The organism is Streptomyces sp. Ag109_O5-10 (assembly GCF_900105755.1).
Classification (GTDB): Bacteria; Actinomycetota; Actinomycetes; order Streptomycetales; family Streptomycetaceae; genus Streptomyces.
Map to the genome: position 1 here is coordinate 33,781 of NZ_FNTQ01000002.1, position 21,702 is coordinate 55,482.

The following is a 21,702-nucleotide window of genomic DNA, read 5'->3' on the forward strand; positions in this document are numbered from 1 at the left end:
CAAGGAGAGCTCATCCATGAGCAGCACCCGGCGCGACCGTGACCGCGCCCTCGCCTACCCCGAACCGCCGGCCTCCCCGTGCTGGCACCGCCACGGCCCGAAACCCACCCCGCTCACCCCCGAGCAGCAGCGACACAACCGCGAGGCACTCGCCCTCGCCCTGCACGCTCCCCGACCCCGCGCCCCGCGCACCTCCCACACCCTGACCGTCGGAGCCGACTCGTGACCGACCAGACGACCACCGCCCCCGACAGCACCCCCCAGCACCCAGCCAAGCCGCCGCCGTCCTGCTCGCCGCGCACCCCGACCTGCCCGCCGACTCCGTCGACGTCACCGACGTACCCGGCCTCGGACTGACCGCCCTGATCCAGGTCCCAGACACCCGCGCACTGCGCGACTGGGCACGCGCCCTCGGCGTCCGCGCCCACTGGACGGGGGCCAGCGGCTACGGCACCACCTACCCCCGCCAGAACGGTGCACCGGACTGGCTGTGGTGGCGCGTCGCGTACATCGACACCGCCGCCGGCCTCCCGGTCCGGCTGTGGGCGCTGGAGGCCTCCGCCCACCCCCGCGCCCTGGCCACGTTCCTCGCCAGCACCATCCACCCCGCCACCCGATCGGAGACACGATGACCAGCACCCGCTCATACGCGCCGGACAGCCCGCTCGCGGTCCTGCTCGCCCTCGCCACCGACACCGTCGGCCCTGACGAGACCGAGCAGCGCGAGGACGCCGAGACCGCCGCCGCCCACCACGTGTACAACGCCTACGCGCACACCCTCGCCTCGGTGGTCGACGCGTGCGACTGGCAGGGCTACCCGTCCGTCACCGTCGACGGAGGCCGCCGCCTCGAACCGTCCGCCGTCGCCTGGCTGGACGGCGGCGCGTGGCTGCACCACACCCTCCGTATCAGCGAGGCCGACGGCGCCACCGACGCCCTCACCCTGGTGGTGCCCTGCACCTGCGGGCGCGGCTACGTCGACATCCTGCTCGACACCGAGGACGCCCTGATCGAGATCCTCACCGAACTCGCCCCCACTCACGGCCGCTCGCCGCACATCACCGACGCCGCCGTCGACTGCCACAGCATCCGCACCGCCCCGGCCCTCTACCGGCTCACCTCCTGACCACCCGGGCGGCCCGCCGGCACACGGCGGCCGCCCCTCCCGGATCGCAGCACCCCGACCCGAAGGGACCCCATGCACGCCACCACCAGCAGCTCCCGCCCGCCGATCGTCGTCCTGTGCGGCTCCACCCGCTTCTGGGAGCAGTTCGCCGAGGCCACCCTGTACGAGACGGCAGCCGGCCGGATCGTCCTCGCGCCCGGCTGCAACCTCCGGCAGCCGCACCCGCTGTGGGCGACCCCCGAGAAGGCCGACCGCGTCAAGCGGATGCTCGACACCCTGCACCTGCGGAAAATCGACCTCGCCGATGACGTCCTGGTCGTCAACCCCGGCGGCTACATCGGCGACAGCACTCGCCGCGAGATCGAATACGCCCGCACCCTCGGCAAGCCGATCCGCTACACCCACCCCGCCGACGGGAGCGACCGTGACTGACCCGACGGCCTGCCGCACGGGCCCCGCCGACACCCCGCCAATCGAGTTGGTGTCGTTCGGCTTCCTGCACCTGGGCACCGACCCCCAGGGCCGCCCGGTCCTGCCCTACGCCGACCGTATCGAGGACGTACGCGACCGGCTGCGCGACCCGGCCGCCGCCCGCACCATCCTCGACCTGGACGGCCATCACCCCCGCGTCCAGGACGTCGTCCTCGCCACCCCCGGCGCCCGCGAACTCCTCGACAACCTCACCGACTACGCCACCCTCCCCGACGGGCCCCGCCGCATCGCGATCGGCTGCGCCGGCGGCCGCCACCGCGCATGCGCACTCATCGAACTGCTCGCGCAGCGGCTCGCTGACCGGCACGTCCCGACCGTGGCTAAGCACCTGCACACCCATCTCCCCCGCGTCATGAAGAACTGAGCCATCGACCACAAGGGCCCGGCCCCCGCAGATACGGGGGCCGGGCCCTCTTTGCGTTGGTGTGGCAGGTGAGCAGTGTTCCTGGCAGCGCTCGTCGCCGGATTATCACGCCGTGATAATCCGGCGCCCCTACTGACAAGACCAGCCCAGCTGCCTTCCCTCAGCCGGAAGTTGCCGAGGGCGCGGTTCTTGCGGGGCGCGCCCACCTCCCGCGAAGTCGCCACCATCGGGGGAACTGGCCTCCCCTGGTGAACTGGCTCCCCACCTACCAGCTGAGCAGTTCTCGGATCTTGCCAAGAAGATCAGTCAATGCAGTGGCTGCCACAGAGGCTGTGCCCACTGCTGCCACCAAGCGATCAACGACCCGTTGAAACCGCTCGCGCTGCTGGGGTTCCCCCACCGGCGCCGTGATTACAGCCTGGAGCTCCTGTGCACTGGCGAGTGCTTGAGGCCCGTCTTCCAGGGTGCCGTCAGCCGCGCTATTGCGCACGAGCGTGATGATCGCGAGCGCGATCTCTTGAGCGGTGGGCTGACTGGCAGCAGCCACATTGTTCGTCATGTGGTGCTGGTGGTGATGCCCCTGGGCGAGGTTTCCCTGATTGAACGGAGCGCTGAAGTGGCTGTCTCCGCTGGCGGCCATGTTGTCGATCCTCTCAGCCAGGACGATGGTGGACGCGTTGGGCGCGAAGGGCGGGGCTCCGTCGGCGTCGCCCTGGTTGCTGTCTCGATCGCTTCGGTCTTCACCGGCCCGCACCCCGAACCATGTGATCGTCAGACCCCAGGGAGCCGCTGCCTCGGCAAGAACGCCCCGAATATGGTCGCTGAGCTCCCGAAGACCAACAGCCGCGTTGTCACTGCTCAACGTTGCGATGGAGTTGGAGAGCTCGTAGAGCATTCGCTGTTCGAGCGCCACGATGTAGTTGGACACGTTGTACGTCGCAGCGCGCGGATCGTAGATCCGGAACATCACAGTGACCAGGGCCGGAACGCTTACTCCGTCCCTCGCCGACACCACGTAGACCGGGAACATCACGACCTGCTCACGCAAGTCGAGCCGGTTGCGTATGGAGTCGACGAACGGAATGACCAGGTTGAGGCCGGGCTTGGCCGTCTTGGAGTACCGGCCGAACCGCTCAACCACGGCGGCACTGTACTCGGGAATGGCCTGTACCAGCTTCAGTGCGCCGAGACCGGCCGCGCCTACGCCGGCTAGCAACGCGGTCGTCCTCAACTTGTTCACTGGCCCCCGGTTCCTCAGCCGTTCATTCCGTCCGGGCGTATCGCCGTATCACCGCTGTCCGACCCCGCCCTCGCGCCTGCCGCTTCTCACGGCCGGTACTTCCCTTCACGGCAGACGCTTACGCAACCGGCGATCTGTCCACGCCACTTGACGCAGCACTGCCTTGGTAGAGGGCCTGAGTCACGATCTGCCTACAGCACAACAGGTGACGCAGGCAGATTCATGGCTGCGGCCAGGAAGGGCTGTCCATGCTGCTCGATGTGCAGGGCCTGCTGGGCCGCCATCTGCAGTGAGAGCTGTGCTGGATTATCACGCCGTGATAATCCGTGCCGCTCCGCCGACGCCAGCAGGCGATTATCACGGCGTGATAATCCAGCACCCCGCTAGCAGGGTGAAACCCTGTCAGACCTCCCGAACCGGGTGACACAAGAGCGGGAAGAGTCAGTAAGGTGACGTCGTGGCCTCTCCATACCCTGAGGGAGACCGGGAAAAGGTGGCGTCCAAGCTCCCCCCGGCGCTCCAACGCGAACTGAAGATCCGGTGTGCCGAACTCGGCCTGGACATCCAGGATGCCGTCGAAGCCGGCATCACCTCCTGGCGGGCAAGCACCCGCCCCTTGCCCGAGATCGACACATCGGGCGCCAAGTCGTTCTCACCGTGGCTCCCGCCAGGCCTGTACGACGACCTCAAGGCCACCTGCGCCGATCGGTCCGTCTCCTACACGCAGGGCCTCGCGCAGAGCGTCAGGCTCTGGTTGGACGAACACCCCTCCCCGCAGGACGCTCAGTCCGCCGACCCGGTGCGGATCATCAACGCCAACCAGAAGGGCGGCGTCGGCAAGACCACGGTGTCCCTCGGGATGGGCGAGGCCTACGCCGAAGACCCCGAAGCCGCCCGTACCGCGCTCATCCGGTACGTCGACTCCCTCGCCTACGGCGACCTCAAGCGCATAGGGAAGACGAAGGCCGACGTCCAAAACCTGCTTGAGCGGGCGACGGTCGGCGGCCGGCGGGTCCTGGTCGTCGACTACGACCCGCAGAGCCATCTGTCCGACCAGCTCGGTATCCCGCAGATCCAGCCCGGCCGGGAAAGCCTCGTCTCCCACATGATCGGTGAGGCGGAAAGCGACCTGCGCGACCTGATCGTCACCGTCGAAGACCCGCGGTTCGGACGGCGCCTGGACGTACTGCCCGGCGCGTTCGACGGATTCGTTCTCGACTCCCGGCTCGCCCTCACCGCGGCCCAATCCCGCGGCTTCCAGAAGGAAGTGGCTCTGGAGCGGGCGCTGAGGCCGATCGAGAACGACTACGACGTCATCATCATCGACTGCCCGCCCAGCCTCGGTCTGGCCATGGACGCAGCCCTCTACTACGGCCGCCGGCGCCGCAACGAACGCCCCGGCCACTCCGGTGTCCTGATCCCGGTCCAGGCCGAAGACAGCTCAGCGACCGCGTACCGCATGCTGGTCGACCAGATCGAAGACCTGCGCAAGGACCTCGGTCTCGACATCGACTACCTCGGCCTGGTGGTCAACCAGTACGACGCACGACGCGGCTACGTGGCCACATCATCCCTGGACCAGTGGGCAAGCCTGGAAGACCAGCGCGTCCTGGCCGTCCTGGACGACCTGAAGGAACAGCGCGAAGCGGTCCGCGTCAAAGAGCCGTTGCTCTCGTACGCGGCGCACTCGAAGCAGGCCAACACCATGCGACTGATCGCGATGGAGGCAAACCCGTGAGCAAGGCGGCCCAACTCGGCAACGGAAGCGCGTTCGGCGCGGCGGCCACCGCCCGCAGCTCCCGCCGCGATGTCATCGGGCACGCCATCGGCGACGGCGACACCCCGGCGGCAGCAGTCACCGACCTGCCAGTCACGCAGATCAGCGAGAACCCCGACAACCCGCGCAACCACCTGCGCAACCTGGACGACACCGTGGCGTCCGTCCGTGAAGTCGGCATCATCCTGCCCATCGTCGTCGCCACGACCGAGGCCTACCTCCACGACCGGCCCGACCGCACCGACGACTTGGACGACGGCGCCCACTACGTCGTAGTCGACGGCCACCGACGCCTCGAAGCCGCCCGCCGCGTAGGCCTGGCCACCATCCCCGTCCGCGTCGACAACGCCCGCGTCAGCACCGACGAGTCCCTCCTCGAGGCCGCGTTCATCGCGAACTACCACCGCGACGACATGACCGAACTCGAAGAGGCCCACGCGCTCCAGCAACTGGTGACCTACTACGGCAGCCAGACCAAGGCCGCCCGGCGACTGGGCATTCCCCAGAACACCATCTCCAGCAAGCTGTCCTTGCTGAAGCTGTCACCGGAACTCCAGAAGGACCTCGTCACAGGCGAGCGGACGGTAGAGCACGTACGCAACCTGGGCAAGCTCTCCCCCGCAGACCAGAAGAAGAAGGCGGACGAACGCGCCGCTACCGCCGGCCACCGCAAGGCCATCCGCCAGACCCCTGAAACTCAGGGACCTGCTGGCCCCCCAGCCGACGACACCGCGGCGCCCGGGCAACTATCACGCCGTGATAACCCCGGCACGACGCCGCCGGAGCAGGACAGGTCACCGCGAAGCCAGACCACAACGGTTCCGGAACCGCGTGCCAACGAAGACGCGTCGCCTGAGGGCGACCAGACCGCGGACCGGCGACCGACGAAGCCATTCCCCTACGACAGTGGATTGGACGCGGCGCATCTCCTCATCCACAAGATGACGCCTGAGGAGTTCAACACGATGCTGGACGTGCTCAACAAGCACCGCGACAGGCAGACCATCGCCTAACGGCGAACCGGTCGGTCGTGGTCGTGGTCGGCCCGACCACGACCACCGCCGATCACGCATGTCCCTCACAACGAGACCGACCACCGCGCCGACCATTGCAGGTCAGGACGTAACTGTGGTCGTGCCGGGACTTTGAGCAGACCGTAAGCTGAGGGGGCTCGGGGCCCGCCATCACGGAGGTCTGCGATGCCCCGGAGTATCTGGTCCGGCGCGATCAGCTTCGGTCTGGTCACGGTGCCGTGCCATGTGGTCAGCGCGTCTGAGGACCATTCGGTGCGCTTCCACCAGTACCACCTGGAGGACATGGCCCGGGTGAGGGTGCGTAAGTTCTGCGAGGTCGAAGACCGCGAGGTGCGCTCCGACGAGATCGGCAAGGGCTACGAACTCACCAAGACCCAGGTCATCCCCATCACTGACGAGGACCTGCGGAATCTGCCGCTGCCCACGGCGAAGGCGCTGGAGATCCACGGGTTCGTGCCGTGGGAGTCCATTGATCCGCTCCGGATCGGTGAGGGCTACTACCTCCAGCCCGACGGGCAGGTGGCCGTCAAGCCGTACGAACTGCTGCGCCAGGCGCTCGCCCGGTCTGCGCGGGTCGCGGTCACGAAGTTCGCATGGAGCGGCCGCGAGCGGCTGGGGCTGCTCCGCGTGCGGGACGACGTGATCGTCTTGCACGCGATGCGCTGGCCCGATGAGGTCCGCGACCCCGCCGAGTTGTACCCGCCGGAGGCGGACGTGTCGGACGCGGAGGTTGATGAGGCGGTGGAGCTGATCGAGCGGATGACCACCGACCGCCTGGAGGGGCCGGACTTCGTGGACCACTACACCGAGGCGCTGGAGAAGGTGATCGAGGCGAAGCGGGAGGACCGCGAGCTGCCGGAAGCGCCGGAGCCGGAGAAGCCGGCGGGCAAGGTGCTCGACCTGATGGCCGCCCTGCAGGAGTCCGTGGACAAGGCGAAGGCCTCGCGCGGCGAGGACACTGGGACCGACGCGCAGGTCCATGAGATGCCCGTGAAGAAGACTGCGAAGAAGGCCCCGGCGAAAAAGACCGCGGCTGCGAAGAAGAGCACGACGGCGAAAAAGACGGCAGGGAAGAAGACGACGGCGAAGAAGGCGGCCGCCCGCAAGCCACGCCGCAGCGCGTAGGTGCAGCGTAGCGGTCAGGGGCGAGTACTGACGTACCGTACCGCTGGACCCCACCGTTCCTGCACCGGTGCCATGCACCACTGGCACAGCGGGGCGCCACCACTTCCGTATTTGTGCGTCCTGCGCTGGCATCCGGCGCACAAACCGACCAGGTCGCCCGGGCAGACCAGCGCCGACGGGTCCGGCTCCGAGACCGGCGGGGGAGTGGTCATGGTGGCGTTCCTGTTCTGGGCGGCACTTTCCGGCCACCCGAACCACAGGATATTGGCCACTATGACACGGACGTTCGATCTACGTCGGAGTGCCTCTGCCCCGGCTCGGCGACATGTCAGGGCGGAGTACCGGGGCAACATCTCTTGCGACTACTCCTGCGCCATCTCCTTCATGAACTCTTGCGACATCTCTTGCGCGAGCCCGGATGATCACTTCGGGTTCGCGCAGGTCACCACGCGTTTTGGAATGTGGTCGGGGGCCCGACAACCCCTCTACGCCTACTTCTGCGCCCTGGACCTGGAAGGTGGTGGGTGGGCAGGGACCGGAAGGGCGGCAGGCGAGGGGAGCCCCCGGCTGGTGTTCATTCCGCGCGGCGCGGGGGGCCGCGCGGCCGGGTCGGGGGCACGGTGTTGCGCTGAGGGTTGCGCGTGATGGTGCGCCAGGTGTTGCGGTAGGAGTTGCGCTAGAGGTTGCGCAAGCCGAAGCGCTCCTGTCGCGTCCGCGCAGGTCACCACAGGGATTCGTGCGCGGGCGGTCGCGGACATCCCCACAGAGCACCCCGCGACCGCCACGGCAAAAGAGAAGGAAGGGCCAGGAAGAGACGGGGCACGGTGTGCGCTGCGGGGGACCGAGCGGCCCGGGGCTCTGCTCGCGCGACGGCGGGGCCGCGCGCGAGCCGGACCGACAAGCTGCCCGGCCGGCCCCGGCGAGTGATCTTCGGTGTGTGGCCGTGACCGGTCCGGCCGGGGCGGGGGTTGACGGCGTATGCGCCTGATCCGACGTCTGCTCATCACGGCGGCCGCCGTCCTCGCGACCCTCGTGTCCGCCACCGTGCCGGCGCCCGCCGCGGTTGTGTCCGCGCCATGCGCGTCGACATGGGCGGCCGTCCAGCGGGTGGTTGTGCGCAAGCCGGCATGGAACGAGGGACCGGTGGCGACCACGGGTTCGCCGGTCGTGCGCTATCTGCGCAAGGGGGAGCGGGTGACGTCGTGCGTGGTGGCGGTCGGCCGGGACGCCTCGCGCTACCGCGAGTGCGGCGGCGGGAGCCTGTGGCGGGTGGTCCCCGATGGGCAGGTGCCGGCGCGGTGTCTTGAGCGGCGTGAGCGTGGCGGTTGACCGCTACTCCAGCACCGCGTGGAGGGTGCGTTCGCCGATGCTTCGCATCAGCGGGTTGTCCGCCGAGTGCGTCAGGAAGACCAGGGACAGGGCGAGCGCCCACCCGCGGGCCCGCTCCCAGGTTGCGTCGTCCGCGCGGCCGTACGCCCGTCGAAGGACGACACGCTGCTCCGCTGTGAACAGCATCCAGGCCACGGACAGGTCGGTGGCGGGATCGCCGGAGGTGATGTCACCGAAGTCGATCACGGCGCTGATCCGGCCGCGGTCGACCAGGATGTTGGCTGGGTGCAGGTCCCCGTGCAGCCACACTGGCGGGCCGTCCCACACAGGCGCAGCAGCAGCCGTCTCCCAGACCTGCAGTGCGGTGGCTCGGTCGGCCGGATCGATGTGCGCCAGCCTGGTCAGGACGCCCTCGGCGCGTCCGGCCAGCGGGATCCCGCGAAACGCGTTGACGGGCGCCTGCGAAGAAGCCGGGACATGCAGCGCGTCCAGGAAACCGCCGAGCGCCTCCGCGGCCGACCAAAGGCTGTCGGGCTCCGATTGCGCCGCGATCCGGCCGGGGAAGAACGGCACGACGCTCCAGCACCACGGGTACTGGGCCATCGGTTGTCCGACACGCACCGGCGCCGGCACGGGCAACGGCAGACGGCCGGCCAGCTCCGGCAGCCACCGCTGCTCGTGCGCGACGAGCTCGGCGGCCATGGCACGCCGCGGCAGCCGCACGAGGAATTCTTCGCCAAGCCGGCACACCAGGTTGTCCCAGCCGTTGGCCAGCACCTCGACCGGCAAGCCCGCCAGGTCGGGGTGCTGCTCATCGAGGAGACGTCGCACCAGCTCGGCAGAGACCGGAACCTCCGCAGCGGGCATTCGCTGGACTGTCACAGCGAGAACCCTACGGCCGCATATTGGAGACGCCTCAGTCGATCGTCATCCCGGCTCAACAAGACTCCGCTTCTCAGGAGGCGGGCCGGTAGGTGGCGGCCGGGCCGATCGCGCCGGGCCCGAACTTCTCCCGGATCCGGTCGGCCGCCTGCTCGGCGGTGAGGCGTGCCTGGCGGGCGGCATCGAGGCTGAGCTGTTCGGCGACCTGGTCGCCGTCGGCGAGGTCTTCAGCGCGCAGCGCGAGTGCGGTCAGGCGGCCGCGCTGGAGGCCTGCCGCGTCCATGAGCTGGTAGGTGAGCTGGCGCAGGTCGTCCTCGTGCCCGGAGGGCTCGGTGAGGCGGCGGGTCTTCTCCCATGCGGGTCCGCCGGCGAACGTCAGCGTGAGCGTGAGGGCGCGCGCGGCCTGCCCGCGGCGGCGTAGCTCGGCACCGAGCTGCACGACCAGGCCCAGCAGGGCCGAACGCGTCGCGGCGCCCTCGAGGACGTCGTGGGGGAAGCGGTGCCGGACGCGGACAGAAGCCGGCAGGCGGCGTGGGGTGACGGTGCGGGGGTCGATGCCGCGGGCCCGGTCGGCGGCCGTCCGGCCCGCTTTGCCGAGCAGGCGCTGCACGGTCGCGGCAGGCAGTGCGGCGAGCAGGCCGACGCGGTCGACGCCGTAGCGCTTGAGGGTGGCGGCCTGGCGGGGGCCGATGCCATGCAGGTCCTGAACCGGGAGCAGCGCGAGCCAGTCGGCGGCGTCGGCGGCCTCGATGGCCAGGACGCCGCCCGGGCGCTCCACCTGCGCGGAGGCGGTCGCGGCGACCGTGACGGTCGGGCCGATGCCGACGCGGACGTCGACGCCGTAGCGGGAGACCGTCCGCAGCCGCAGGATGTCCCCCAGGTGCGCGGCGGTCGCACCGTGGTAGCGCAGCGCGCCGCGCAGGTCGACCAGGGCCGCCGTGGGCGGCAGGGCCTGCACCACCGGCGACAGCTCGTGCATCTGCTCCAGGACCTGCCGGTAGGTCTCCTCCGGCAGCCGGTCCGGGCAGCGCACATGCATCACCACACCCGGCCGACGCCCCGTCGACTCTGCACTCATCCGGCGCTCACCTCCCTCGCCACGCTATCGAACAAATAATCGAACACGCGAGCGCGGGGAGCGTGATCGCGTGCCTAGAATGAAAAATGTGTTCGATAACTCGCGGGACCTTCCGGACGACCTGGACCGGCTCCAGACACTGCGGATATGGCACGCCATGTGGCTGGAGCGCATCGATCGCAAGGCCGCCGACCTGCGGCAGCGGCAGGCCGAAGAGGAGCGTGGCCGGGCTCGCCGTCCGCCGGTGCCGGACTGGATCCTCGAACTCAACCGCGCCACGGGGCACCCGCTGGCTGTGCACGCCGGCGACTGCGGGATGGCCGGCCGCCGGACACAGCCGGTCGGCCAGGACGACGCCCGCCGCCTCCTGACCACCGACGGGGTGCCGGCCTGCCCGATCTGCCGCCCGGACACCTCACTGCACATCGTCGACGGCTTAACCAGCCCCTCCTGCACGACGCCCCGCGCCCCGGGTCAAGGGCCTGGATCTTCGCCGGTGGGCCCGCCCAGCTACTCACCGGCCGCGCCCACCGGCGGCTGAGCGGCTGTTGCTCCCCATTCCAATCCGGTGGCCCGTGGGAGAGTCGATGCCTCCTACCCGGGAGGCTGTGACGGAGCGTCCCAGTGGGCCATTCTGTGCACCGCAGTTGGCCACACCTCAGACAGTTGGCTGAAGTTCGCCGACACGGAGCGGCGGGATCAGGCACCATTTGCTCCTGGGGGGTGCCGTGCGATCCCGTCGATTGTTGTTGTGGTGTGGGGCAGGGGCGTTGCTTCTAGCCGCAATCTTTGCTGTCCTCGAAGTTCCGGGGGTCGGCACGTGGATCGCTGCTGCGGCTCTGGCAGGGCTGGCCTCCGCTGTAAGCGCACTCGTGGTGCGCGGCACAGACGTCGCCGTGAAACGTGGCCGTGAGGCCGTAGTTGAACCTGCGCCACTGACACCGATCACCGTCACAGCCTGGCACAGTAAAGTCACTAACAGCTATGGTCTTGTTCTTCCGCTGCCCGAAGGGCACGCTGCCTGCCCCGAGTGCCCAAGGGTTTGCGTGCGGACCCTGAACATCCACCTAGCTGTTGAGGCTGCCGTGGAACGCGCTGTGATCCTGACGAGCCTGACGGTGCAGGTGGAGTCACGGTCGTCCACTCCACCCGACCTCCAGATCCTCGCCCGGCCCAAGCCAAGGGCGCGCCCCAGGCGCACGTTCGACCTTCGGTACCGAGGCTCCGACCTCGGTGTGGACCTCGGCGCCCCGGAGCCCATGCCGAAACCGGCTGAAGGCGTTCCGGACTTCCCATACACGGTTTCGCCGGACGACCCTGAGTATTTCGTCCTTCAGACCAAGCTGGAAACGCCAGGGGACATCACTTGGCGTGTCGGGATTCACTGGGTCTACGGCGGAGAGGCCGGTGTCGTGCTTGCTGATGACGGGGGCCAGCCATTCCGCCTCGTCACTCCTCGCCCTTCACCGGTCACAGCCCCTGCCGCGGCCTCGCGACGTCCTCCCGCCTGAAGGGCCATGATCAGATCGTCATCGCCGAGCATCGGACGTTCCTGAAACTCACCTACAAAGCCACGCGGGTCTTGGGCCAGGTCGGTTGCAGCCCATCTCTGCGGTGAAACAGGGGGCTTGGGAAAGGCTTGGTCAGGGTGGGGTAAGGATTGCGAAGGTCGCTTCTTGTTCATCCCGCGGCTCTACTCGCATAGACCCAGGTGGTGGTGTCATGCCGTCAGCCGCCCGGCACCCCACCTTTCCGGGCCGATCCCGCGGGAGATCCCCTATGCGTCGCTTCACCGCCACTACCTGCGCCCTGGCCCTGGCGGCCGCCGGCATGATCGCCGCTTCGGCCGGCACCGCCCAGGCATCGACCTGCTCCCACGCCTACCTGCCGCTGCCCGATTCCTCGTGCACGCCCGGCGCCTACAACTCGGATGTCACGCAGTCGAACATCCACAGCACGATCTGCGTGTCCGGCTGGACTGCCACCGTCCGCCCGCCGACGTCCTACACCAACCCGCTGAAGGCCCAGGGCATCATCGACTACGGCTACTCCGACACCAACATGGCCGACTACGAGGAGGACCACCTGGTCCCCCTCGAACTCGGCGGCTCACCCCGCAGCACCAGCAACCTGTGGCCCGAGCCCTACTCCGGCACGAAGACCGCCACCACCAAGGACGGCGTGGAGACGAAGCTGAAGAACGCCGTCTGCGCCGGCACCATCACCCTGTCCGCCGCTCGCAGCGCCATCAAGACCAACTGGACCACGGCCCTGCAGGTCACCGGCATCGGCTGACCCCGCCCACCGCCGGGACGTCCAGGCCGAACGTGCTGGATGTCCCGGCAGCCGGCATCGCGTTCCTGCCCGGCCTGTCATCGCGTGCTCGCCGGTGCCGGTGCTGACCGAGGGTCCGGCCGCGGTGTGCTGCTGGGGCCTGTCGGCGGGTGTACGCCGGGTGTGCGTCTGCGCGCCGTACCCCGTGCGGTACGGCGCAGGTCGGGTAGGGCAGCATCTGCTCAGCCGTCGCCGTACCGTGAGGGGCCGTCATGCCGTCCACCCGCCGCGCCATGCCGATCGTGGTGCTGTCCTGCCTGCTGCTCGCGGGCTGCAAGTCCGGTTCGCTGAGCGGTCTGTCGCCGTCCGGGAGCGCGAGCGCCTCGGCAGCGGCCCCGAGCGCGGGCGGCGCGGGTGGCGCGAGCCGGGCGATCGCGGTCGGGGCCGGCCCGCAGAAGAAGTACACAGTGCAGCAGCAGCCGGTCGCCGGATCGTGCCACTACCGCTACGAGAAGGGCGAGCCGCTGGAGGACCCGGCCTGCACCCCGGGCGCGATTTCCCCGGCCGTCACCCAGGCGAACCTGGCGTCGACGATCTGCCGCAAGGGCGGCTACACCTCCGGGGTGCGCCCTTCCACCTCCGTGACCGGCAAGGAGAAGAAGCTCAATGCCGCCTCCTACGGCTACACCGGCGCGATGGGCGAGGCCGAGTACGACCACCTGATCAGCCTGCAACTCGGCGGCGACCCCAACGACCCGCGCAACCTGTGGGTGGAACCCGAGGACCCGGGCCACAAGACGAGCCAGGGCATCAACAACAAGAAGGACCCGGTAGAGAGCAGGTTGCACACTGCGGTCTGCGCGGGCAAGGTGACCCTCGCCCAGGCCCAGCAGGCCATCGTCACCGACTGGACCACCGCCCTCACCATGCTCGGTCTCAGCTGACGGCCTCCGCCCGGCGAGACGAGCATCGTGCGGTCCGCAGGGAGGGTGTGCGATCGTGAGGGAGTCCGGGCCCGCTGCTTTCCCCCGTAGCTGTGGGCCCGAACTCGTGTTCAACCACCGACGGGGTGCCGGCCTGCCCGGTCTGCCGCCCGGACACCCTGCTGCACACCGTCGGCTTACGGGCACTGCGCTTCATCCTGGGGCGGCGCGGGGCAGGTGACGGTCGCGCTGGGAGCTCTTGTCGTGGTTGTTCCACCTGTTCGGGTTACGGCGGTTGTTACGCACTTCCCGGCCGCAGCCCGCCGGCCGGAGGCGACCCGTGCTGTCCGCGCGCGGCGCCGAGCCCGCCAATTACGCGGTACCGGCTGATGACGGGCCGTCAAATCGGCATGTTCATCGCATACATGCTGTTTCCATGCGAGAGTCACAGGAATATCCGTGATTCGTCACGTGCTTCGCTTTTCCTTCACCTCGTGTCGGTGGGCGGGCAGGGTGTGCGTGTGCGGCCGACCGGCCGCCGACCCGCACCACACACCCCGCCTGACCTGCGGCTTGTATGCCGTGCGCCTGTGGGTGTCCGGCCCCGTGAAGGGGGATCCTGTGTCTGTTTCTGTGACCGTCCGCCGTGTGACCGCTGCTGCTGCCGTGGCTGCTGCCTGTGTGGGTGGGCTCGCGCTGCCCGCCGCGGCCGCCGGCTGGCCCGCTGCCCGCCCGCATGATGGGGCGGTGGTGATCAGTGACGTGCAGTATGACTCGCCGGGCCGCGACGACCGCACCAACTGGTCCCTGAACAAGGAATGGGTGGACGTCACGAACACCTCTGGGCGGGCGGTGAACCTGGACGGCTGGACGCTCTCGGACGAGGCCGGCCACACCTACACCTTCGACCGTTTCCGCCTGGACGGCCGTTCCACGGTCCGCGTCCACACCGGCATCGGCCGCGACCGCGCCAGTGACGTCTACCAGGACCGCCGCACCTACGTGTGGGACAACGACTCGGACACGGCGACCCTGCGCAACGACCATGGCCGGGTCATCGACGAGGTCTCCTGGGGCTACCACCGTGGTGGCGGCCGCCGGTTCGGCGACGGGGACCACCGCGATGGCGGAGATCGCTGGATCGGTGGTGACCACCGCGACGGCGGCGACCACCGGTTCGACGGTGACCACCGTGGCGGCGATCACCGTTTCGGTGGTGACGACCGCCGTGGTGAGCACCGTGGGGGTGACGACCGCCGGTTCGAGGGTGAGCACCGCGACGGCGGCGACCACCGCGGCTGACCGAGTAGGTGCCGGCGGCCGGCCCCGGTCTGGGCACCGGCACCCGCACTGACCGGCGGTGCACTGGTCCGGGGCGTACCGCGGGCCCCTGCCGCGTACCGTCTGCTTCCGTCCGGCCCGTCACCCGCTTCCGCCGTGGTGACGGGCCGGACAGCCGTTTCAGCGGGCGTAGGTGACGGTGATGGGCTGGTCGGGGCAGGCGGCGAGGCGCTCGGCGAGGGCGTTGTGCTCGGCGGGGTCGACGCTCAGCTGGTAACGCATCTTGTCGGCGACCCAGTTGGTGACGTACGTGCACCAGTAGGGCGCGTACGGGGGCAGCCATTCGGTGGGGTCCTTGTCGGCCTTGGACCGGTTCGAGGCTGCCGAGACGGCGATCAGCGCCCTCGGGTCGTCGAGGTCGTTGGCGTAGGCCTCGCGTTCCTTGGCTGTCCAGGTGGAGGCGCCGGAGTCCCAACTTTCGGCGAGTGGAACGAGGTGGTCAACGTCCAACTGGCTTGAGCTGTCGAGGTACCGGTCGTCATAGGCGGAGTACCAGCTGCCTCCGGTCAGGGCGCACTTCGGGCCGACCTCGGGCGCGGTGACCGCTTCCTCGAGGAGGACTTCGGCGCGGGTGTTGCAGCCGTCCTTGTCCGCGTCGGTCCAGTGCTTGAACTTGTCCCGGGAGTAGCCGGCGCGGGACTCGTCCGCGATGGTGAGCTCGGCGAGCGCGTCGCGGACCGGCAGGGTGATGGTCTCGCCGGGCGCGTGCCGTGCGGGCCGGTGCTCGGCGGCCGCGGGGGCGGCGTGGGCGGTGGTGGGAGCGAGCAGGGCGAGGGGCGTGAACAGCGCGGCGATCAGGGTGCGTCGGGTACGGGCGAGGCGCACGGACGGGTCTCCGTTTCGAAGATCGCGAACAGGTCGTGATCTTCGTAATCGTCGAGAGGACGCCGCGCGAGGCGATCGGTCCCCGGTTCACCCGACCGGCGGACCGGTCCCACCGCCGGAGAGTGGCCAGCCGGAGCTCCTCGGCGGGCGATGTACGTCGTTCTCGGCTCAGGCGCGCGGGACAGGGGCCCGCGAAGACTGGTGGGTGCCGGGGGAGTGGGCTGGGATGGGGCCGCTTCCGTCCAGCGTGTGGGGGCTGGACGGAAGCGGTGCGGTTCCCCCTTCGGTCGTTCTTCAGCACAAGGGGGCCGCGCGGCCTTCCGGACGGGAAGGTGTGACGCCGGGGGAGGCGTCCGTGTTCCATGGTGCGCCATCCCGGCACTGCCGCAATGACGGGTACGGTTTCGCCCTCAAAAGCGTTCATTCGCACACGATTTGGCCCTGTTTGTGGCTGTGATGGAGTAACGGGCCGTCCGGGCAGCGCGAGCGCCGGGATGCCATTGTTCCGTAATCACATGATCGCGTTGAGTGTCCGGTGCCGGTCGCACCATGCTGTGCGCAGTTCCTCCGTGGCGCGTCAGCACCGCTGCGGAGGGACCTCCTTTCCGGACCCCTTGATTCCCTTTCAGGGAAGGTGCGAATGAACAGCAGGCAGGTGATGACCGTGGCCGTCCTGGCCGTGGTCCTCGCGTGGAGCGCGGTGCTGGTCGCGCTCGGGCAGCTGGCGGCGGTCGCCGCGCTGCTGCCCTCACTCGGACTTCTCATCCAGCAGATCGTCACCGCCCTGGCCGGCTCTGGCCGTCCGGGCGTCCGGCCCGATACGCAGGCTGCGTCCCCGGCCGCGCCGGCCGGGAGCGAGGAGCTGCCGCGGTGACCGAACCTGAACAGACCGGGGTGCCCGGGCAGGACGACAGCGATCCTCCTGGAGCAGAGGCGCCTTGCCGTCGCGGGCGCCGGCCGGAGCCGATCGCCGAGGACGTCGGGGCGGCCCACCGCACGTGGCTGGAGCCCGTCCGCTCCCGGCTGGTCGCCAGCGGGCTGACCCTGGACGAACTGGTGGGCCTGTCCGGCTACTCCAAGACACGCCTGTCGGAACTCCTGCGTGGCAAGGGCTACTACCCGAGCTGGGAGATCACCTACAGCGTGGTCAAGGCACTGGACTTACCGCCGTGGCCGCTGCGCCGCCTGTGGACGGCGGCCGCCCGGGAGGCTGCCAAGAAACAGGGATGGATCGAGAACCGGATCCAGGCGGTGCAGCCGCTGGGACCCGAGCAGCCCCCGGTGGCACACCTCGCGTTCACGCAGGCCATGCGCGAGCCCTACACCGCCTACGCACAAGCCTTCCTGCAGACCGAGGACCGTGCCCAGCGGGCGGTGGGGGAGACCTTCGACCTCCTGTGGCTGACCTGGGACGAGGCACTCGCCAGCGCGGACGTGAAGCGGCACGCCTGGCAGATGCTGCGCTCGCGGGTCATGGCCCGCGCCCTCCAGCGGGACGGCCACCCCGACCTCAGGCAGGCCGCCTTCTACACCGCCGCCCAGGCCGCCATCACCGACCTCGCCGAACGCACGGCCCACATCGACACGATGGCCCACTTCTTCGACGCCGTTGCCCGGCTGCCCCAGGACCAGATGGACGTCATCGTCCTGGCCCACCTGTGCGGGATCCGCCCCGCGGCGGTGCCCGGCATCGTCGGCCTGAGCCCGGCCATGACCCACACCCTGGACCACCACGCCCGAGGGGCCCTGAGCGACCTCTACCTCCGCGACCACACCTGGGAGTGACCACCCCGCCATGACCCTCATCGACGACCTCCTCGCACAGTCCCGACTGCTGCCCGACCCCCAGGTCCCCGCCGACGTCATCCCCTACGACGACACCGCCTACCCCGCCTTCACCGACGACGGCCTGCTCCTGTGGGACGGCGACGGAGGCGACGTCGCCGACGACGTCGCCGCCCAGAGCCTGGCCGCCCTGTGCGAAGCCGTCCTCACCCACTGCACCCCCGACCAGCTCGCCGACTTCCTCACCGACCAACTGCCCCAGCCACGCGCCGCCTGGATCCTCGGTTGTGCCCTGCAACTCGCCGGCGCCGACGACGGAGCCCGCTTCTGGTGGCAGTACGCCGCCGGCGCCGGCGACGAAGCCCCCTCCTACTGCCTCTACCTCCTCCACCTGGCCCGCGGCGACATCCACGCCGCCGCCCTGTGGCAGGCCCAGGCCGGCCCCCACACCCCCGACGCCGACCTCAACAATGACGCCCCCGCCTACCGGATGATGACCGCCGACACCAGCATGCCCACCGTCCTGCGCATCCTCAGCCGCCTCACCCGCACCCGCCCCCGCCGCCACACACCGACCGCGAACGCCGTCATCGACTTCGTCGCCACCGCCGTCGCCATCGGCTACGACATCCACCCCGACCTCGAAATCCCCGTCCCCGGACCCCACTTCGCCGAACACCTCGAAATCATCATCGCCGCCACCACCCCCACACCCGCCCGCACACAGACAGCACGCATCCCCGCCCCACGCCGCCCCCGCCCCAAGACCCCCGTCACCCCGGGCGGAGAGCAGGCACAGCCCAACCGGCCCGCACCGCCCACCACCGACGGACAACCGCCTACCACCGCCCAGGAACACGACCGGCTGCTCGTCGAAGTCACCACTGCCGGCCACGAACCAGAAATCGCCTCCAGCTTCTTTAAAGAAGCCGTCGCCGTGTGCGGGAGGACCGCCACCGCCGCCCGGACACCCGATCCCGACACCCATGGCACCCGCAGCTACTACCTGGACCGCTACCGCCCTCGCCCGCAACGGACACGCACAATGCCGTTCTCACCCGCCCCCTCGGGATTCGGCACCAAGCCATCGGCCGGCGCCGGAGCACCACGCCCCCATGCGCTATAAGCGATCTCGAGTTGGCGCCGGACTCCGGCTGGCTGGTGTCGCGCTGGTGATCCCAAGGAAAGACGCCTCCGCTTCCTGTCCGGTCCTTCGGGGACTCAGCGTCGACGGTCTCCGGGGCACGGTCAAATGCCTTTCAGCGCGTGGAACTGCCGCGCGGCCGTGAGTTGGCGGCCTTTCGGGCGTTGGTTCTGTTCACGAGTTCCGAAGACAATGCGCACGGGAGGCGCCCGGCCCGGGCTGTGGTCGGTGTCCGCGAGAACGGGAGGCGCCTCACGTTCACGTGAACAGAGCCAAGGGTCGGGGGGCGGCTGACTCACTCGTGCTCGCACCCACGTACCGCTCTACCTGACCGAATAACACGAGAAGCCGGCCCCGCAGCTGCGGGGCCGGCTTCTCGCTGGGCAGTTCACGGGCCAACGTGATTCTGCCGGATCTCCCTGTTCAGCCTGTCGAGCCAGGAGCAGTCCCGGGAGCACGCCGACATGTCGGCGTGATGCGCATCGTCGCAGGAAGCAAGCTGATCGACAAGGGAGAGTGGGACGAAGCGAGATGAACTCAGCTTTTACGAATGATCATGATCGTTTAGGGGAGAGCCCTGCGGAGGAGTGCGGCTGGTCAAGGGGTTGATGCAGGATGTCCCGTCCCGATTGCTGAATTTACCGGCCGGTAGGGTCAGGTATCAGATGGCGGTACGGACAAGCCTCTATTCGGCAGATTGGCACGGAGCGTGCCACGAGGGTGACAGGATGCTGTCCGCTCGGAACAGGGCCAACTGGGCTGAGCGCAAGAGTACTTGAGCCAGGAGCTTCCGGCGGCGACGTGCTGCATGTGCCGCCGGAAGTCCCGAACAAGGAGCCTGTCATGTCTGATCTTCATCTTGCACACGACGTGCGCACTGTTTCCATGCCCAGGCGGCTCGGAGGTGGCGAAGCCGCCGTCATCATGACCGTTCTCGTACTGGCCGGTGTCCTCGCCCTGACCGGAAGGCCGGTCATCGACATCCTGCAACTTTTGGCCGGCGCCGGACTGCTCGCGGTGGCTCTAGTCACGGTGGCTGGCGCCAGCCCCCTGCACGGTCTTGGCCGTGCCGCACGGGCACTCCTGTCCTCCGGCGTGCAGCGCTGAACGGGACGACGCTATGGCACGTCCAGAAAAGCCGCTCGGTAGCCGGAAGAGCGCAGTGGTCGAACTGGCGGGGTACCTGCGAGAGGGGCGCCGCCACCCCTACTCGGCACTCGCCGCCCGGGCTGGCGACTACAGCGCCACGACGCTGCAGCGCGCAGCATCCGGTCAGTGTCTCCCGCGCCGGGAAGTAGCCCGGGCCTACGCGCACGCCTGCGGACTCGACATCGATCGCGTCGATCGATTGTGGGAGGCCGCGTACCGCGAAAAGCAGCGAGCGGAGCGAGGCGTGTCTCTTCCCCAGGGTCTGCCTCCCCACCTGGTCCACAACGTTGCGGACCTGAGTAGTGCCCTGGTGGCCCTGCACGCGAAGCACGGCGGTCCCAGTATCAGGCTCATGCACAAGAGGGCGCGTCGATACGAGGACGAGTGCATGCCGCTGTCCACCTCCACCCTTCACCGCATTCTTAGCCGCGCCACGGTGCCAGCCTCGAACGCCGGCCTGCGCGCGTTCCTGTACGGCTGCGAAGTGCCTTCACCTCAGCACCAGCTCTGGGAGCGGGCTGCGACACGGGCGCGACGGAACCACCGTCTGGACATGGCGAGAGCCCAGGAGGCTATGGCCGTTTTGGAGGCGGAGTTCGCCGATGGCGAGGGAAGACAGCTCTCCCCGGAGCAGGCCAAACAACTGCTGCGGGGCGCGGGTTACCGTCCCGCCGAGCCCTACCACGGCTTCAGTGCACCCTGGACGGTCCGCTGTACGACCTGTCAGGGCTTGCAGCGGGTGATGCTTTCGGCGGCCGCTCAGGGACAAGCCCGGTGCCGGGTCTGCCAGAGCACGGACCCGAATCAACCGGACGTACTCAGCTGACCTGTCGGGCTGCACCTCGGGGCCTCTGCCAGGTCCGAAACGGTCACCAGATCGCGCCCTGGGGCGCATCCTGAGTCGCACCCCGGGTCGCGTCCTGGGGTGCGCCGACCACGGCCCCGACCATGGTCCAGCACCCGTGGTGACCTGCGGTCATGCGCCGGATCCACAGCGCGTCACGTGCCGACTACTGTGATCGACCAGTGGGAGGACAACGCCCTGCTCGGCGTGCTGTAGACGTATGGACTTCCAACCACGCACGCATCTACGGATGCCCATGGATGGAGTAACCAGCCTTCTGACCTGCGGGTTCAGGTTGAATCCGGCTTAAAGGTGGTAAAGTTTTATGTGTCGACTGGGGGTTGCTCCAGTCGCGCAGAGAGACCCGGCCCGGCGGCATCCGAGCCAGGCCCCTCCACGCAGTTCACGAGCCCGGTCGAGCGTCATGCGGCCGGGCTCGCTGTGTTCGCAGCGGGACCGTGAACCGATTTCGACCGGTCGTGCGGCGGACTCAGTGACGTCACTGAGTGAACTGCACCGCCAGCGCGATGATTGCCACCAGCAGACTTGCCACCGCCAGGAGGACCTGCCACCTATCCGGCTCGGGCCACTTGTCCCTGTTGGGCTTGTCATAGGGCGCGCTCATCAGTACCACCTCACTTTCTCCTCCGGCCCGGCACCACGCTGTACTGGTCCCGGAGGTCTGTGAACTGGGCGCCAAGGCAACTCAGTTCGGGAGGATCCGTGAGGCAGGATCAGAATACCTTGCTTTCGAAGGGTAGGGGTGACCTAGGCCACGCAAGTTTTGATGTCGACCCGGTCACAACCGTAGAATCAAAGGCAGCGGTCTTGGTCGTGCTCTAACAACCTTAGGCAGGGCACTGCGTCCACCTGCGAACGTGTGGGGGTAGGGCAGCCTATTTCAGTGCACACCTCAATGCTGTGTCGCTGCCGGGGACTTGTCTCTTTTGGGGTCCCGAGTTGGCACCTC

21 protein-coding genes are annotated in these 21,702 nt (G+C 69.0%); 16 read left to right on the plus strand and 5 right to left on the minus strand.

The genetic code is table 11. The annotated features are described in order from the left end of the window. The first annotated feature begins 16 nt into the window (after positions 1–16). The 4 genes from BLW82_RS42820 (at position 17) to BLW82_RS42835 (ending at position 1,982) form a co-directional block, all read left to right on the plus strand. Positions 17–226: a hypothetical protein gene (locus tag BLW82_RS42820; RefSeq protein ID WP_093508615.1), complete on the plus strand. Its 210-nt coding sequence runs from the start codon at positions 17–19 to the stop codon at positions 224–226. Between the two features lie 402 nt (positions 227–628). Further along, positions 629–1,126 (plus strand): hypothetical protein, encoded by a 498-nt coding sequence (locus BLW82_RS42825; protein ID WP_093508616.1) that lies wholly within the window; start codon positions 629–631, stop codon positions 1,124–1,126. Positions 1,127–1,198: 72 nt separating this feature from the next. Further along, positions 1,199–1,558: a hypothetical protein gene (locus BLW82_RS42830; RefSeq protein WP_093508617.1), complete on the plus strand. Its 360-nt coding sequence runs from the start codon at positions 1,199–1,201 to the stop codon at positions 1,556–1,558. After that, the gene (locus tag BLW82_RS42835; protein WP_177233362.1) at positions 1,551–1,982 is read left to right on the plus strand and encodes a RapZ C-terminal domain-containing protein; all 432 of its coding nucleotides are present in this window, start codon (positions 1,551–1,553) and stop codon (positions 1,980–1,982) included. The genes BLW82_RS42830 and BLW82_RS42835 overlap by 8 nt, the downstream gene beginning before the upstream one ends. Positions 1,983–2,247: 265 nt before the next feature. On the opposite strand, the gene BLW82_RS42840 is transcribed toward BLW82_RS42835, so the two are convergent. Further along, positions 2,248–3,222: an SPFH domain-containing protein gene (locus tag BLW82_RS42840; RefSeq protein WP_177233366.1), complete on the minus strand. Its 975-nt coding sequence runs from the start codon at positions 3,220–3,222 to the stop codon at positions 2,248–2,250. A gap of 457 nt (positions 3,223–3,679) precedes the next feature. On the opposite strand from BLW82_RS42840, the gene BLW82_RS42845 reads away from it, so the two are divergent. The 4 genes from BLW82_RS42845 (at position 3,680) to BLW82_RS42865 (ending at position 8,487) form a co-directional block, all read left to right on the plus strand. Continuing rightward, the gene (locus BLW82_RS42845) at positions 3,680–4,960 is read left to right on the plus strand and encodes a ParA family protein (protein ID WP_177233367.1); all 1,281 of its coding nucleotides are present in this window, start codon (positions 3,680–3,682) and stop codon (positions 4,958–4,960) included. Beyond that, the gene (locus BLW82_RS42850; protein ID WP_093508619.1) at positions 4,957–6,012 is read left to right on the plus strand and encodes a ParB/RepB/Spo0J family partition protein; all 1,056 of its coding nucleotides are present in this window, start codon (positions 4,957–4,959) and stop codon (positions 6,010–6,012) included. The genes BLW82_RS42845 and BLW82_RS42850 overlap by 4 nt, the downstream gene beginning before the upstream one ends. 186 nt (positions 6,013–6,198) lie before the next feature. Continuing rightward, positions 6,199–7,158 carry a non-homologous end joining protein Ku gene (locus BLW82_RS42855; protein ID WP_093508620.1) on the plus strand — a complete coding sequence of 320 codons (960 nt, stop codon included), beginning with the start codon at positions 6,199–6,201 and terminating at the stop codon, positions 7,156–7,158. 978 nt (positions 7,159–8,136) lie between these two features. Further along, entirely contained in the window at positions 8,137–8,487 is a 351-nt protein-coding gene (locus BLW82_RS42865; protein WP_093508622.1) for a hypothetical protein, read from the plus strand. A gap of 3 nt (positions 8,488–8,490) precedes the next feature. On the opposite strand, the gene BLW82_RS42870 is transcribed toward BLW82_RS42865, so the two are convergent. Beyond that, entirely contained in the window at positions 8,491–9,354 is an 864-nt protein-coding gene (locus tag BLW82_RS42870) for an aminoglycoside phosphotransferase family protein (protein WP_177233368.1), read from the minus strand. Positions 9,355–9,442: 88 nt separating this feature from the next. Further along, entirely contained in the window at positions 9,443–10,447 is a 1,005-nt protein-coding gene (locus tag BLW82_RS42875; RefSeq protein WP_093508624.1) for a DNA polymerase Y family protein, read from the minus strand. Positions 10,448–10,526: 79 nt separating this feature from the next. Here BLW82_RS42875 and BLW82_RS42880 point away from each other — a divergent pair, with 79 nt between their 5' ends. The 4 genes from BLW82_RS42880 (at position 10,527) to BLW82_RS42895 (ending at position 14,946) form a co-directional block, all read left to right on the plus strand. Then, entirely contained in the window at positions 10,527–10,988 is a 462-nt protein-coding gene (locus BLW82_RS42880) for a DUF6233 domain-containing protein (protein ID WP_256216278.1), read from the plus strand. Between the two features lie 1,238 nt (positions 10,989–12,226). Further along, entirely contained in the window at positions 12,227–12,742 is a 516-nt protein-coding gene (locus tag BLW82_RS42885; RefSeq protein WP_093508625.1) for a hypothetical protein, read from the plus strand. A 251-nt stretch (positions 12,743–12,993) separates the two neighbouring features. Next, positions 12,994–13,665, plus strand: coding sequence for a hypothetical protein (locus tag BLW82_RS42890; RefSeq protein ID WP_256216279.1), 672 nt, complete (start codon positions 12,994–12,996; stop codon positions 13,663–13,665). 726 nt (positions 13,666–14,391) lie between these two features. Next, entirely contained in the window at positions 14,392–14,946 is a 555-nt protein-coding gene (locus BLW82_RS42895) for a lamin tail domain-containing protein (RefSeq protein ID WP_371131534.1), read from the plus strand. Between the two features lie 159 nt (positions 14,947–15,105). Here BLW82_RS42895 and BLW82_RS42900 read toward each other — a convergent pair whose 3' ends face one another. After that, on the minus strand, positions 15,106–15,810 hold the full coding sequence (locus BLW82_RS42900; protein WP_093508627.1) for an HNH endonuclease family protein: 705 nt from the start codon (positions 15,808–15,810) through the stop codon (positions 15,106–15,108). Positions 15,811–16,450: 640 nt separating this feature from the next. On the opposite strand from BLW82_RS42900, the gene BLW82_RS42905 reads away from it, so the two are divergent. From BLW82_RS42905 to BLW82_RS42920, 4 genes are all read left to right on the plus strand, one after another. Further along, on the plus strand, positions 16,451–16,684 hold the full coding sequence (locus BLW82_RS42905) for a hypothetical protein (protein WP_093508628.1): 234 nt from the start codon (positions 16,451–16,453) through the stop codon (positions 16,682–16,684). Then, positions 16,681–17,595 carry a helix-turn-helix domain-containing protein gene (locus BLW82_RS42910; protein WP_256216280.1) on the plus strand — a complete coding sequence of 305 codons (915 nt, stop codon included), beginning with the start codon at positions 16,681–16,683 and terminating at the stop codon, positions 17,593–17,595. Before BLW82_RS42905 ends, BLW82_RS42910 begins: the two co-directional genes overlap by 4 nt. A 10-nt stretch (positions 17,596–17,605) precedes the next feature. Continuing rightward, positions 17,606–18,721, plus strand: a complete 1,116-nt coding sequence (locus tag BLW82_RS42915) for a hypothetical protein (protein WP_093508629.1) — start codon at positions 17,606–17,608, stop codon at positions 18,719–18,721. Between the two features lie 861 nt (positions 18,722–19,582). Then, on the plus strand, positions 19,583–19,846 hold the full coding sequence (locus tag BLW82_RS42920; protein WP_093508630.1) for a hypothetical protein: 264 nt from the start codon (positions 19,583–19,585) through the stop codon (positions 19,844–19,846). Between the two features lie 1,385 nt (positions 19,847–21,231). Here BLW82_RS42920 and BLW82_RS46000 read toward each other — a convergent pair. Then, the gene (locus tag BLW82_RS46000; protein WP_256216281.1) at positions 21,232–21,357 is read right to left on the minus strand and encodes a hypothetical protein; all 126 of its coding nucleotides are present in this window, start codon (positions 21,355–21,357) and stop codon (positions 21,232–21,234) included. Positions 21,358–21,702 lie beyond the last annotated feature (345 nt).